At 40.8% G+C, this 14,725-nt stretch carries 16 protein-coding genes; 15 read left to right on the forward strand and 1 reads right to left on the reverse strand.

What is annotated here, in order from left to right; translation table 11 throughout:
• Positions 1-4 precede the first annotated feature (4 nt).
• The 14 genes from M3225_RS26875 (at position 5) to M3225_RS26940 (ending at position 13,673) form a co-directional block, all read left to right on the forward strand.
• Entirely contained in the window at positions 5-3,106 is a 3,102-nt protein-coding gene (locus M3225_RS26875) for a phage tail tape measure protein (RefSeq protein WP_251400168.1), read from the forward strand.
• A complete protein-coding gene (locus M3225_RS26880; RefSeq protein WP_308215773.1) occupies positions 3,107-3,874 on the forward strand; it encodes a distal tail protein Dit in 768 nt (255 codons plus the stop codon). It abuts the gene before it with no gap.
• 13 nt (positions 3,875-3,887) lie between these two features.
• Positions 3,888-7,961, forward strand: coding sequence for a phage tail spike protein (locus tag M3225_RS26885; protein ID WP_251400171.1), 4,074 nt, complete (start codon positions 3,888-3,890; stop codon positions 7,959-7,961).
• A gap of 83 nt (positions 7,962-8,044) precedes the next feature.
• Entirely contained in the window at positions 8,045-8,263 is a 219-nt protein-coding gene (locus tag M3225_RS26890) for a hypothetical protein (RefSeq protein ID WP_251400173.1), read from the forward strand.
• 54 nt (positions 8,264-8,317) lie between these two features.
• Positions 8,318-8,773, forward strand: a complete 456-nt coding sequence (locus M3225_RS26895; RefSeq protein ID WP_251400176.1) for a DUF421 domain-containing protein — start codon at positions 8,318-8,320, stop codon at positions 8,771-8,773.
• A complete protein-coding gene (locus tag M3225_RS26900) occupies positions 8,773-9,594 on the forward strand; it encodes an N-acetylmuramoyl-L-alanine amidase (RefSeq protein WP_251400179.1) in 822 nt (273 codons plus the stop codon). Before M3225_RS26895 ends, M3225_RS26900 begins: the two co-directional genes overlap by 1 nt.
• Positions 9,595-9,596: 2 nt before the next feature.
• Positions 9,597-9,956, forward strand: coding sequence for a thermonuclease family protein (locus M3225_RS26905; protein WP_251400181.1), 360 nt, complete (start codon positions 9,597-9,599; stop codon positions 9,954-9,956).
• 12 nt (positions 9,957-9,968) lie between these two features.
• Positions 9,969-10,364 carry a hypothetical protein gene (locus tag M3225_RS26910; protein ID WP_251400184.1) on the forward strand — a complete coding sequence of 132 codons (396 nt, stop codon included), beginning with the start codon at positions 9,969-9,971 and terminating at the stop codon, positions 10,362-10,364.
• On the forward strand, positions 10,364-10,552 hold the full coding sequence (locus M3225_RS26915) for a hypothetical protein (protein ID WP_074683502.1): 189 nt from the start codon (positions 10,364-10,366) through the stop codon (positions 10,550-10,552). The genes M3225_RS26910 and M3225_RS26915 overlap by 1 nt, the downstream gene beginning before the upstream one ends.
• 174 nt (positions 10,553-10,726) lie before the next feature.
• A complete protein-coding gene (locus tag M3225_RS26920; protein ID WP_251400186.1) occupies positions 10,727-11,266 on the forward strand; it encodes a dUTP diphosphatase in 540 nt (179 codons plus the stop codon).
• Between the two features lie 199 nt (positions 11,267-11,465).
• A complete protein-coding gene (locus M3225_RS26925; protein WP_251400188.1) occupies positions 11,466-11,738 on the forward strand; it encodes a hypothetical protein in 273 nt (90 codons plus the stop codon).
• A gap of 13 nt (positions 11,739-11,751) precedes the next feature.
• Complete coding sequence (locus M3225_RS26930) at positions 11,752-12,519, forward strand: ParA family protein (protein ID WP_251400190.1); 768 nt, start codon at positions 11,752-11,754, stop codon at positions 12,517-12,519.
• A complete protein-coding gene (locus M3225_RS26935) occupies positions 12,507-12,758 on the forward strand; it encodes a hypothetical protein (RefSeq protein WP_251400192.1) in 252 nt (83 codons plus the stop codon). Before M3225_RS26930 ends, M3225_RS26935 begins: the two co-directional genes overlap by 13 nt.
• A 270-nt stretch (positions 12,759-13,028) precedes the next feature.
• Positions 13,029-13,673, forward strand: a complete 645-nt coding sequence (locus tag M3225_RS26940) for a hypothetical protein (protein ID WP_251400193.1) — start codon at positions 13,029-13,031, stop codon at positions 13,671-13,673.
• Between the two features lie 101 nt (positions 13,674-13,774).
• On the opposite strand, the gene M3225_RS26945 is transcribed toward M3225_RS26940, so the two are convergent.
• The gene (locus M3225_RS26945) at positions 13,775-14,146 is read right to left on the reverse strand and encodes a helix-turn-helix domain-containing protein (protein WP_251400194.1); all 372 of its coding nucleotides are present in this window, start codon (positions 14,144-14,146) and stop codon (positions 13,775-13,777) included.
• A 451-nt stretch (positions 14,147-14,597) separates the two neighbouring features.
• On the opposite strand from M3225_RS26945, the gene M3225_RS26950 reads away from it, so the two are divergent.
• A partial coding sequence (locus M3225_RS26950; RefSeq protein ID WP_251400200.1) for an AbrB/MazE/SpoVT family DNA-binding domain-containing protein occupies positions 14,598-14,725 on the forward strand: 128 nt, incomplete at its 3' end.

The raw sequence follows: 14,725 nt of genomic DNA on the forward strand, positions 1-14,725 counted from the left end.
CCTCATGGAAGTTTTCAAACTCGTTGGACGAATAGCGATGGAAGGTACACAAGCGGTTGAAAAAGCGATTCAAGGCATAGGAACGAAAGCCGACCAATTAGGCACGAAAATGTCAGGTGTCGGAAGCAAAATGTCAGGTGTTGGCTCAGCAATGTCTGTTCCGTTAGGAGCCGCCGCCGCAGGTATTGGCGCGGCGCTAGGTAAAGCGGTTGGCGTAGCAATGGACTTTGAATCGCAAATGGATAGAGTTGGCGCGATCTCAGGTGCTTCGGCTAGCCAAATGCAACAGCTAAATGACCAAGCCTTACAACTTGGTGCATCTACCAGTAAGAGCGCAAGTGAAGTAGCGGTAGGGATGGAAAGCATGGCGGCTTCGGGTTTCTCAGTCAATGAAATCATAGGAGCGATGCCGGGAGTTATCGCGGCCGCTGAAGCCAGTGGTTCAGATATGGCGGTGGTTTCGGATACCGTTGCTTCTGCTTTAAATGGATTTGGCTTAGAAGCTTCCGATGCCTCACACGTTGCCGATGTCTTGGCGCAATCTGCCAACCAATCCGCAGCTGACATCACCGATATGCAATATGCCTTTAAATACGCGGCGCCAGTAGCCAAAACTCTAGGTGTCTCACTGGAAGAAGTTTCGGCGGCCACAGGTATTATGGCTGACGTGGGAATTAAGGGTGAGCAAGCGGGGACAACGTTACGCTCGGCTCTTTTAAGTCTAGCTTCGCCATCCAAAACCGCTTCAGCAGAATTAAATTCACTCGGTATTAACGTAACGGATTCTTCGGGGAAAATGCTACCGTTCTCCAATATCGTTGGTCAGTTAGCCAAGGCTACAGAAGGCATGAGCAATACACAAAAAACAGCGGCGCTCTCAACGATTTTCGGAACAGAAGCGGCGTCAGGTATGTTAGCGGTTATCGATGCAGGACCAGCGAAATTAAACGCCATGACACAAGGGTTACAGAACGCAGACGGTGCTTCCGCTAAGACGGCCGCCCAAATGAAAGACAATTTAAAAGGTGCATTGCAGGAGCTAGGCGGTGCATTTGAAACCTTACAAATTACGGTTGGTACTGCGCTCACACCTGCGATTGAATGGCTTGCAAATAAACTTCAAGGCTTGGCGACGTGGTTTAACAATCTCTCGCCTGGGATGCAACAATTCATCACGTATGGAGCGGCGATTTCAGGTGCAGTGTTAGCTTTAGTGGCAGGAATTGCAGGGTTTATTGCGATACTCGGCGGGATGATTACAGGAATTAGTACAGTGGTTGGGCTATTCGCCACAGGTTCAGCGGGAGCGGCGGCTTTAGGTGGCGCATTTAGTCTCTTAACTGGACCAGTTGGAATTGCCATTGCGATTTTCGCCGCTCTCGTGGCCGCGGGTGTCGCCATCTATAAAAACTGGGATAGTATTAAAGCCTTTGGTATCACCATATGGAACGCAATCACTACTTTCCTTACACAAGCAGGAAATAACATCAAGACGCAATGGACGAACGATATGAACGACTTGAAAACACTCTTTACTACCGTTTTTAATGCAATCAAATCGTTCCTCACTACCGTTTGGACAGCTATTAGAACCGAATTGATAAATGAGTGGAATCAAATTAAAACATCCGCTACTACAGCCTTTAATGGTATAAAAACAGCGGTGACAACAGCCATGAATGCCTTGCAAACAGCCCTGTCAGCGGTATGGAATGCGATTAAAACTGTTGCTACTACAGTATGGGATGGGCTAAAAACTTACTTTACTACAGTAATGTCAACAATTAAAACAGTACTTACTACTGAGTGGAATGCGGTTAAGACATTATTTACAACCGTATGGAATGCGATTAAGTCATCTGTCACTTCTATAGCAAGCTCGCTATGGTCTGCCTTACAAACAGGATGGACGAATTTACAAACGAATGCGACAACCGTTTGGAATGCGATTAAATCATTGTTCACGACAGTGTGGAACGGAATCAAAACATCCGTCACTTCTGTTGCTTCTAGTCTATGGTCAGCTCTACAAACAGGATGGAACAACGTGAAGACCAATGCAACGACGGTGTGGAATGCGATTAAGTCATTCTTTACGACGACATGGAACGGAATCAAATCGTCCGTTACATCAATTGCAACGTCTCTATGGACAGCTTTGCAAAACGGTTGGAATAACTTAAAAACCAATGCGACGACTGTATGGAATGCCATTAAAACATTCTTCACCACAACATGGAATGCCATTAAGTCATCCGTCACTTCTGTTGCAACGTCTCTATGGAATGCGCTAACGACTGGATTTAACAATATTAAATCAACCGCTACGAATGTCTTTAATGCGATTAAAACATTCCTAACGAATACATGGAATGCGATTAAATCAAGCGTTACGTCAGTTGTAAATGCGTTATGGAATTCCATAAAGAGCGCTTTTAACAATATTAAATCCACAGTGACAAGCCTGATCACACAAGCCAAAACAGCGGTGGTAAATCAGTTTAACGAAATGAAAACTAATGCAGTGAATCGTTTCAATCAGCTAAAAAGCAGTGTACAAAGCGCGGCTAGTTCCATTTTGAGTAATGTCAGAAGCCAATTTAATTCAGTGAAAACCGCTATTATGAATCCGATTGAACAAGCCCGCTCAAAAGTACAGTCCGCTTTAAATGCGATTAGAGGATATTTTAGTAGTTTGAAAGGAAAACTGGGGATTTCTATTAACGGAATCAAAACCCCTCACTTTAAAATCAAAAACTGGTCACTAAATCCGAAAAACTGGGTTAGCAATCCTCCTTATATCGATATCCAGTGGTACAAAAAAGGGGGATTCATTGACGGAACATCCATCTTCGGAAACATTGGAATGGGCGAAGCGGGAGCCGAGGGAATTGTTCCTCTCGAAGGAAAACACATGTTACCTATGGCAAAGGCTATCGGGGATTATTTAGGCGATTGGATGCCTGATCAAAAATCTACTGGCTTAGAAAATGCAACGATTGAAGTTCCACTTGTCGTCAATGGTCGAGAGATTGCTAGAGCCATCGTTTCAAATATAGATACCGAATTAAAACGTCAGCAAACAATTAAAAGGAGGGGTTTATAAGTGAGATATTTTACGTTTAACGGGAGGGATTCTCGGGAGCTCTTTCCCTTGACGAACTCCATCACTCGACCTTATCTCCCTCCTATTACCGTTCCTAGCTTTTCCGTAGCAAACCGAGCAGGAGCGGTAAGCGTTCAACGAAATGATATAGGCACAAGGGAAATTGATGTAGCTGTTACCTTCATGATGGATTCCCATGCGGAAGTTAGGCAGCGGGTACGAGCAATGGCTGATTTCCTTATCTATAAAGAAGACAAAATATTGGTGTTCAGTGATGAACCAGACCTACAATACTACGCTCGTTTTAATCAAAGCAAAACAGATTTAGAAGAAGTGGCATACATGGGTCAAGGCACACTCCATTTTACGTGTTATGACCCATTCGCTTATGCCTTAGAAGAAAAGGAAGTTGCCTTTACGGAAATGGAACAAACCATTGTGAATGATGGAAGCACAGAAGCGTATCCACGCTTCAGAATTGTGCCAGCGGAAGATTCTACATGGTTGAAGATTACGAATGTCTCTCTGAATAAATTTATCTATTACAATGCGTCATGGGCCACAGGGGATGCACTCATTATCGACCATACCAACAATCGAGTGTATAACGAAGCAACCGAAGAAAGCCTGATCAAAAACATTACGCTTGATAGTGAATTCTTTGAATTGCAACCTGGGGATAATGTCATTCTGATTCAAAACCAAAACGCTTCAGGTGCAGGTGTGGCAAGCGCTCTAACTGTCAATTGGCGAGAACGTTTCTTCTAGGAGGTGAGAACGAATGGCAGTACAAGCTCTAACAGGTACGATATCCGCTACTTCTAATGGAAGTGGTTCACTTCGTACAAGCTATAGGTTGAATGGTTCGGTATCATCCCTTGCTACCGTAAACGGTCAAGTGGGAAAAAGTTTCGGGATAACTGGACGAATTATAAGCGGTTCGAGTGTGACGGTAACAGAGCTCCGCTATGTAATGGGAGAGGAACGAAAAGAGACAGGATTTTTCGGGCTTGATATATCTTCCTACCAAACTATTAGTAATGCGGATTTACTTTTCAGTAATGTAGATTTTATCTATTTCCGAGCCTATGGTTCAAACCATTCAGGGGATGGAGATACCAGTTTTGAAGACTTCGTGAGTTTAGCAGCGCAACATGGAGTGCCATCAGGTGCTTATTATTTTGGTACTCCTAGTAATGTTGCTGATATTCAAGCGGATGCCGAAGCGCAAGCGGATCAGTTCCTTCTAAAACTATATAATGCCTATGGGTACGGACGAGTTGGGGATTTAATCCCTATGCTCGATATTGAATCCTATACAGATGTGACCACAGGAACCGCTAATTATCCAATGGCTACAGGGATGACTGGACAGCAATTAGTCGATTGGATTAAAGCATTCCGAGACTATTTTTATAACGAAACAGGACGAGCACTCGGGCTTTATGTGAATCGTTATTTCCTGCAAGACCCTACACAAATGGCGATGACTGATGAGGAAGTTTCCCAATTAAGTTTCATGCCTTTATGGATAGCAGAATATGACCGCTATTATAAATCAAATCCAACTGGTTCTCCCGAAGTGTTGGGGGGATGGAAGGATTATAACCTATGGCAGTATGAAATCATTAAGGATGCTAGTTCATACGGAGTGACAAGCAGTAATAATGAGATTGACCATAACTATACGTACAGCATGTCTCAGATAACACCTATTGAAGCTCCTACGAATGTCGAACTCACACAGCTCACGAATAGAACGATACAGATTACGTATACCGAACCGGTTGACGTTGATTATACTGGCTCTGAAATTTATGTAAATGGGGAGTTCTTTGGGACTGTTCCTAAAGGGAGCAATGAAACGACAATTGAAGTAAATACGGCTATTGATGACCAGTTACAAGTGAATGTCGTAGCAGTGGATATATGGGGAGATAAAGGATGGAGTTCTAATTCGTATATCACGATGAGAGACGTTGAAGGTCTCATTCCTCCACCGACAACGGTACCTGTAAAACCTCATCCTCTCTATATCTTTAACAGGGAAGAGGAATTAGTAGCGGTATTGGAACAAGGGGATAAAGACGCGTGTACGTACTATAACGGAAAAATCAAACACGTTTTAAATGGAGAACAGCTTCTCACGTTTACGGTTCCAGTGACTCATCCTGATGCCGAAAAGATTGAGGAATTAGGAAGTGTCGCTGTTAAAAATAAATACCGTCAATGGCAACTCTATACCATTACCGAGATCGTTGAGATTCATGATGAAGACGGACTGATTGAAAAAGACGTGACCGCAGAGGGAGCCTTTGTCGAACTCGATGATGTGATTATCGAATACTTATTTCATGACCGAAAACGACCTGCAGTTGTGCTTCCTACTTTACTGTCAGGCACACGATGGGAAGTAGGGAGTGTTGAAGGGACAGAAATTCATGATTTAACCGTTGAACGTGAAAGTATTTTAAGTGCCCTGCAAACATTCAGGGAGCGATGGCATGGAGAGCTCACCTTCCGAGTAGAGATTGTGGGAAATCGTATTGCAAGACGAATTATTGATTTTACCCCGATGCAAGGAGCTTGGAAAGGAAAACGGTTTGAATACAGTGAGGATTTAACCGAAATCACACGTACCATTGACGCTCGGGGATTAAAAACCGCTCTGTATGTGTATGGCCCCGAAATTCCTGATAGTAACGGTTTATTAATGGGGATTGAAGATATTGAATGGGTGAAAGCAAATGGAGATCCTACCGATAAACCACTCGGGCAATCGTGGGTCGGGGACGATACTTCTCGTTTGATTTGGGGGAGACCGATTGACGGGGGAACAGAAAAAAATCATTTGTTTGGTGTCTATGAAAATAACGATGCGGTTGATAATGAGGACTTAATCTGGAAGGCATGGGTGAACTTACAGACAATTAATGAGCCTAATATTAGCTATGATGCCAAAGTGGTAGATTTATATAACTTACTTGGAATAGAAGCGGAAAGTGTGGATTTAGGGGATACTGTAGCAGTCCTAGATAGAGATTTAGGGATAGAAGTACAAGCCCGAATCGTACAGTATGTATTCGATTTAGATTATCCCGAAAAGGATGATTTGACACTAGGAAACTATCTTCCAAATTTCACAACGGATTCTGCTCAAGTGGATGACCTTACAAGAAAGGTAGATAACTTGGAACAAACCGCTTTAAAAGAAGGAGATACCATTAATCCTTCATGGCTTGATACGGAATTTGAATTTGCTCAGGATGCCATTCGTCTTGGCGGGGGAACGGTCATCATGAATAAAAATGACGGTATCCTAATTGTTGATGATCCTGATAATCCGCAAAAGGCAATCAAACTGAATGCAGGACAAATTGCGTTAGCTGATAGCCGAGACATTGCAACTAATACCTTTAACTGGCGGGCATTTGGTACAGGAGCAGGATGGTTATCTGATTTAGTCAAGACAGGGTTTATCCAATTTGACCGCTCACAAGGGGGAACGCTGCTTCTTGGGGGAGAGGAAAATGGAAATGGTCAGTTAGTAGTTTACGATGCAAATGGAAACGTAGTCGGAGATTTGGATTCCTCAAAAGGTGGTTTTACGAATTTATACGTTGGGAATTTCAGATCGGATAATGTATTAAATAGTAATTCAGATGACATGACCATTATTGTAAATCCTAGTACAGGCGATGATAACAATGATGGATTAACATCTGCGACAGCCTTAAAACGTCTCCAACGTGCGATTGACCGAATCCCAAAACATAATAACGCAATTGTTGATATTTATGTACAGAAAGCTAGTTTCAATGAGTACGAGGTTCGAATTGAAGGATTCTTTGGACTAGGAAGAATAAGAATCTATTTTCAACAAGCCACGTTAAATGGAATGATTTACATTTATAGTAATAACCAACGAATTGAGTTGTACGATGGATTCGTCAATCAAATCTATGGAACTCAATATTTAGGGGATGGGACTATTTCCGTCACTCGTACACTTGATGTTTATCTGAGTAATATGAATGTCTATTCCCGAAGAAATGTTGACTATGGTCTTCGTGTTCGTTCAGGCTACTGTCGTGTAGAAGATTGCAAGTTTTATGATAATACAACCGCAGGTGTTTATGCTGAACTAGGCGGTGTAATTGATATGACTGGAAGCAATGAAGGAAGCGGAGGATACGCGGGAATTCGAGCGTCGGGATCAGGACGTATTGCTGTTTTAGATGGAACCGTACCAGCAGGAACCGTTGTAAAAGAATCTGTTGCCGGTGGAGATATTGTGGGAGCTGTTCCAACTTCGGGTACAGTCGGTACACCATTAATTCTAGACGCTCCACCAATCACAACCATTTTCAGCCCTGACGTTGTTCGTTCGTGGAACAGTAGAAAAGGATGGAATACAAACAACAACTATCTGTATCAAGGAGAATGGAGCGACAAAGATTCATTAGGAAATACAACTTATTACGGAAACTATAAGGGATGTATTTTCTTCAACAATAGCGCAATCTTAACTGCGATCTCAGGAAGAACAGTATTAAGTGCTCGACTTCGTTTAAAACGTTTAACGTATGGTGGTTATTCAGGTCAATATCCAGTTACGTTATGGGCATTAGATAGTCAAAAATCCGTTGTTGGTGTCACTGAACCTGTTTTCGATTACAACATTAGCAGTAATACCTATTTTGGTTGGGGCGAAGAAGACTGGATTACCATTCCAATCTGGATTATCACATCCCTCACGAACGGAAGTTACGGGGGATTAGGTATCTATACCGTAAATGGTTCTAGTTACATGATTATGGAAGAGGACGTGAAGCTTGAAATCACGTACAAATAAAGGAGGTGAGGCGAGCGAAAAAAGGGTAAATAATTAGTACACGTTTACGTATACATTTACGTGTAAGAGAGGAGGAAACCGTAATGGACAAGACTTGGGCGATTATTAGCGTCATCGTATTAGCCATTGTGTTTTATCTAGGTTTCACCGCTGTTATAAATATCGGGTGGGTTATAGGCTTTGCCTTAATTACACTTGTCGTCTTTTTCGTAGTATTTGAAATCCTAGACAATGTATTTGGACTAGGAACCATTGGAGCAATCATTTTAGCTTTAATTCTATTTCAACTATTTGCTTGGTAGTCAGTCAGGGGGTTAGTGGTTTTCCATTAGCCCCTTTGATTTGGAGGAACTGCAATGACGTATTGGAAAATATTATTACAACTGCCTATTGCTATACTATGTCTTTTCTTTTTCCTCCGAATTATGGGAAATAAAGAAATGCAACAATCTACACCGATTGAAGTAGCATGTGTCGTTTTACTAGCTAGTATGGCTTGGGATGTTATTTTTGGAGGACAATATATTATTCCTCACATGATATTAATGATGGTCGTACTTGTGATTGTGATTTATCTCATTGATTGGCTTACGTTTAGGTTTTCGCTCTCCGAAAAACTCTTTTTCGGGGAACCCGAAGTTATTGTTCGGGATGGAGTAGCATTACCATCCGTTATGGAAAGAAACCGAATCTCTCATAAAGAACTAGCCGCCAAGCTTCGAGCAAAAGGCATATTTGATATAAAAGAAGTCGAAGTAGCGATTCTTGAAATTTCAGGTGATATATCCGTTAAAAAGAAGGAGGATTCTTGATGGTTACAGTTTTATTAGATCCAGGGCATGGTGGAACAGATGGTGGTGCAGGTACAGCCCCTTATTTAGAAAAGACACGAAATTTAGAACTAGCCTTAAAAGTACGAGATTACTTGCTGTCTACGTTTACGGTGAATGTCATTATGTCACGTACAACTGATAAAACGGTTAGCTTAGACGCTCGAACAAATCTAGCCAACCAACAGCATGTCGATTACTTCTTATCCATTCATCATAATTCAGGCGCACCTTCAGCAAGAGGATATGAAGACTTCACCTATATTAATGTAAATGACACTTCTACATCAGATAGAATCCGAGCTGCCATTCATACCGAAGTGGTCAATCGAATCTTAAATAAATATGGTTTACCGAATCGTGGGAAGAAAAAAGCAAATTTCCATGTTCTTCGAGAAAGTACGATGGCGTCCACGTTGCTTGAAATTGGTTTCGTATCCAATACGAGCGACCAACACTTAATCGCAAATCCTGCTTTTTATAATGATATGGCCGTCGCCATCGGTGAAGGCGTGGGAAAAGGATTAAGCTTGGTGCGAAAAAAATCTACGCCTACTCTATCGCCATCGCCAAGTACGCCATCCAAAACATTCTATCGTGTGCAAGTCGGCGCTTACAAAGAACGAGCGAATGCGTTAGCCATGCAAACACGTTTAAAAAGCGCAGGATTCCCGACCATCCTTTCATATAGCAATGACATTTACCGCGTACAAATTGGTGCATATGGCAACAAAGATAATGCGACGGCCATGGAAAGACGCTTACGTTCCGCTGGCTTCCCTGTCTTTGTTTATCAGGTGTAAACATGTACGTAAACATGTACGTATCAAAAGATGAACGTGTAACGGTAAATGTCACGAAAGTCATTGATGGCGACACGTTTGTAGCGGACGTTTCGTTCAATGTACTAGGCAATGTCTTTGTATTAAAAGAGCAACATTTTCGGATGGAAGGAATCAATGCTCCAGAAAGAAAAGGCGAAACGAAAGAGCTTGGCGAAGCCAGCCGAGCCTTTTTGGAAAGTGTGATTGGTGGAAAATCGGTTGAAGTGGTTGTTCCAAGCAAGGAAAAGTATGGACGATGGTTGGCGACCGTCTACCTTGGCGATCTCGATGTAAATGGCTACATGGTCCAACAAGGGTATGCGGTTTTCCGAGAATACTAAGGAGGGATAAACATGGTGGATGTTTTGCAAGCAATCATGGCGGCCGCTGAACAAGTATCACAAAATGCAGTCATGGGTGTGAATGGTGAAGTGTATGCGGTGGAACTGACAAATCCGATTGGCTTCACGATGTATATAGGAATGGCGTTTGTGCTATATGCCATCCGAGAAACAGATGTGATTCCGCTCAAATTTTTGCCGATTGTAGCGATTGTCTTAGGACTGGCTTATTCTAGTTTTGTTGAATACCATGCCTTTAATGAAAAAAGCATCGTGGCAGGACTTCGCTTGGCGCTACTTGGCATTGGCTCGGTGGCGACCGTCAAATATTTCTTAGATAAGCCTTCAAATGGGAATGGCGATGGAAGTAACTCGGCGACCACCTTCTCGAATAGGTTGAAAGAATAGTGGCGAAAACCGTCTATTGCCGATACATCGATGACTTAGGAAAAGAGGTCGGCTTGACCTTCGCTTACGGAGACGAAAAGATGTTTAATGAATACTGGAAGAGATATAAGCTATCAAAAGACAAGCTTACACAATATAACGTATATGAAGGTGGTAAATTAATTTACTCCCTTCACGATGAAGGCTAACTTTACCCCATGCTGTTAGTTACTTTTGTCAAATGAGGAACTCCAACATTGACCGCTATCCATTTGGGTAGTGGTATTTTTTTTACTAGCGTGAACGCATGGTGAACGGTGAGAAACCTATACGCCACATAGCTTGGCGCAATGACGGCCACGTAAAGAAAGGGGAAAAACCACATGTTCCAAAACAAGAATGTCTACCGTTTAAGTGATGAAAATATGGTCTTTCGTCCACTTTTCTTTTTACAGGAAAAACTAGACCGAAAAATCAATGCTCGTGTTGTTCAAGATGAGGAGATCGCCAAGGAAAACTATCTGAAAAAGGTGGTCGGCTTTCGTGTGGAAATGGGAGAGCTCTTAAATGCCACGCGATTACATAAGTACTGGTCTAGTGGTTTACCTGAATCAAAAGAACGAATTCTAGATGAATACGCAGATGGCTTGCATTTTCTTTTATCTATCGGCGGGGAAAAGAAAGTAGGGGACTTTACCTATCAAGGTTTATATGATGGCGAAATACAGCCACAGGACATCATGTGGCTATGCGATAAGCTTATGACTATCCCTTGGATGGAAATACGCAAGGAGGACTATTTATTGGGCTTAGAAATGTACTTGAAGTTAGGGGAGCTGCTTCTCTTTACGTGGGAGGAAATTAGGCAAGCCTACGTAACGAAAAATATTGAAAATCAAGAGAGACAAAATACAGGATATTAAAAAATGAATACAATAGAAGTGGCAGTGTAATTCAACCTCTTAAAGTTTTTTCAGACGCAAACGTAGTGTTTGCGTTTATTTTTTTATCCATTGTGCAAATTATCTTTATCAAATTGTTGCTTGCAGTTAACACAACCTCTATAATGGAATAAAAACGTAAACGTAAACATCAACCGTAAATAGAAAAGGGTGGGTGTTTATGCAAGCTTTATACGAAACAGTAGAAAAAACAGAAACAGAGAGAAAACTAGAGTTGTCTTGTGAGTGTTGCGGAGAAAAGATTAAGCGTTGGGATATGGATATGGTTCAGCCATCGGAAGATTCTCTGCTACCAAGTGACGATTTTAATTTCGCTTGTCCTGTATGTGTGACCGAACGAGGACTTATTCCGCTTCAAACGACCGAAGCCAAAAAATTTCGCATGAGAAATCAGACGCTTCGAGAAGTACTAGACGAAACTCCAGTTCATTAAGGAGAGGTGGAGCATGACCAAAGTAATTTGCTTTTCTTTGCAAAAAGGTGGAGTAGCAAAAACGACCACAACGAGCATTACCGCTTATTTACTGGCTGAAATGGGTCATAAAGTATTAGCTGTAGATTTTGATTCACAGGGGAATTTAACCGCTATTTTGACACAACAAAACATTTATGATTTTACAGGTCGTACCGTTTTAGAAGCCATCAAAGAAGATAATGCAGAGGAATATACGGTAAAGGTAACAGATAATCTACATGTTCTTCCGGCCAATGATTATCTAGCGACCATTTCTAAATATTTATACCGAGACTATACAGGTGTTCCAGTACGTGCTTTAGAAAAAGCCTTAGAACCGATAAAGGATCAGTACGATTATATTCTAATTGATACACCGCCGAATTTGGGAGATTTAACAACGAATGCGTTAACCGCTTCTGATTATGTCGTGATTCCGTATGCTACAGACCAATGGACATTCGATGCGTTATTTCCTTTCATGGAAACCGTTCAATATGTCGAAAAGAATGTCAATCAATCTTTAAAATTTGTAGGGATATTACCTCGTATCATCGATAGTCGGGTAGGGGAAACGAAGGACTACTTAGAAGCACTGGATACATATTTCCCAAATAAGCGATTTGAAACAACCATTAAATCGAATGCTGCGGCTCGTCGCTTGCAGATGTATGGATTCTTTGATAATTCCGAGGTCAATAAAGCCGTTAGACAATACAAACCATTTTTAAAGGAGCTGTTAGAAAGATGTCAGGAATAAAACCAAATACGCAGAAAACAAATCCATCTGTTCACGATGAAATTGTTCAAACAGAGCAAAACAAACCAGTGAATTTTCCAAAAACGAAAAAGAAAAAATGGGAAGACAATTATACGAGAGCGACTGTTTATATTCAGAATGATAGACTTGAGGAACTAAACCGCAGAGCAGGTACAGAAAAAGGAGAAAAAACCCGTATTGTGAATGAAGCTCTACGTGAATATTTTAAGAACAACTGACGATTCAGTTAGTTGTTTTTTTTGCGAAAAGATATAGATGAAATACATGTTCAAAGATATATATACAGTATATGTTTTTGCTGTTACTATAATAGTTACATTAGCAAATTGTTATATATTTATCGAATATATATTCGTATTGTCTTATAATGTATTGTAAATGCCTATTATTATAGTTACAATATTAGGTAGCCTTGTTATGATAGACCAACGATCAGTTTAGATCGGAGTGGGGTAGAGAAAAAGTAGTAAGGCTTGTAGGGAGGGAACATGGAAAATTTCGTAGAGTCCTTGGTAGAACACAGATTGAGCAAAGAAGTAAAAGAATTACTTCGACTAAATAAGTTTCCTGTTCTTGCGAAACAAAACAATGTCCGAGCTCATTTACAAGAGCTATTGCATAAAGGGATTATCCCTAAATCGGATTATTTATTTTTTGAAGCACGTATGCTATTGAATGAATATAGCATGAAGATTGAAAAGGAAATTGGATGTGATGGTACTGCATTCATGTTCTATTGTGCGAACGTGAATAAAATGTACTTTGGAGCAGGTCCGAATTTCCCGTTAGCTATGCGTGAAATCTACAATGATAAACCTCCGGCTTGGGATTTTATTTATTATGATGATGATGTTATCGTCACACAAGACGCACCGAATGATTTACCATTCAAACATCAAGCAAAGACGATAGTAGAAGTGAAAGCCCTAAGTGGATTTTCTCTTTTGTTAAGGGTAGGTGGAACCTGTCTTGGGAGCTTTGAGGTACACTGGAATCGAAAGAACGCAGTGAAACCTGGCGATGTAGAATACGTTCGAGAGGAGTTAAAACAGGTATCCAAAGCTCTTTATAACATTCGTCATGAAATGTTAGACACCCTAAAATCTGAAAAAGTATGTATCGCTTATAGATAACAGATACATTTCAAATATATGTACGGTATGGAACCGGTTGTTCTATTACCCAGTCGAAAAGCCACCTCAATCCGAAGTGGCTTTTTATGACTTCTCGTCGTTTAATCATTTACAATGTTCTTTTCTTTGTTCATTTCGTTTAATTCTTTTTCTTTATCTTTAAATGCATATTCGAGAAAACCTTTTACGATTTGAAGTTCATCTTCATTTAACGGAATCCCATCCCAATGAAGTTTGTTTGAATTTAAAATATGACGAATGTTGGATGTGCTTTCATTATCATTACCAAGTAAATCATCAGTAGTTGTATTATACAAATCCGCCAGTTTTTGGATAATTTTTGGCGCAGGTTTACGAGATTCATTCTCGTAGCAACTAATTGCTGTTCCTGTCATCCCTAAATGATCTCCAACTTCTTTTAACGTCAATTTATTCTGTTTTCTCAATTCTTTTAGTCTAGGACCTAACCCCATGCCTTCACCTTCCTTATGAACCTCCTTGTGATATGCCTCTTAGCTTATTTTGGTGTATATAACGATAAAAGCATTTCCCCTGACACTTCCTTTTTTTATCTTCACAAACCTTTTAATTTATCTGCCAACTTATCATAACACAGTTTATATGCGAAAAAAGAACTATTGTTTTACAAAATGTTGAATAAGTATTGCAAAAGTTAGCACATTGCTAATATACTAATACCTGTAAGGGAATTTTTAGTATAGTTAGCGAGCATTTGTAAGACAGGCAGGATACCGTAATCCATTTCTGTCGGGGGAATGATTACCGTAAAAATAAGCTAATTGCTTTCATTCTAACAGAGAATTAAGCAAAACGCATAGGTTTTCCTGCCTAGAAATGCTCTATTATGCAAATTTTGTTTTGCAAATAAGCAAATAGATTTACATATAAGCAAGGAGGATTCTTATGAAATCCACAGGAATGGTTCGAAAAGTAGACCAATTAGGAAGAGTTGTTCTTCCGATTGAATTACGCAGAGCGTTAGATTTGAAGACACAAGATTCATTAGAAATCTATGTAGACGGAGATCGCGT

Source organism: Priestia aryabhattai, assembly GCF_023715685.1.
GTDB classification, from domain to species: Bacteria; Bacillota; Bacilli; order Bacillales; family Bacillaceae_H; genus Priestia; species Priestia aryabhattai_B.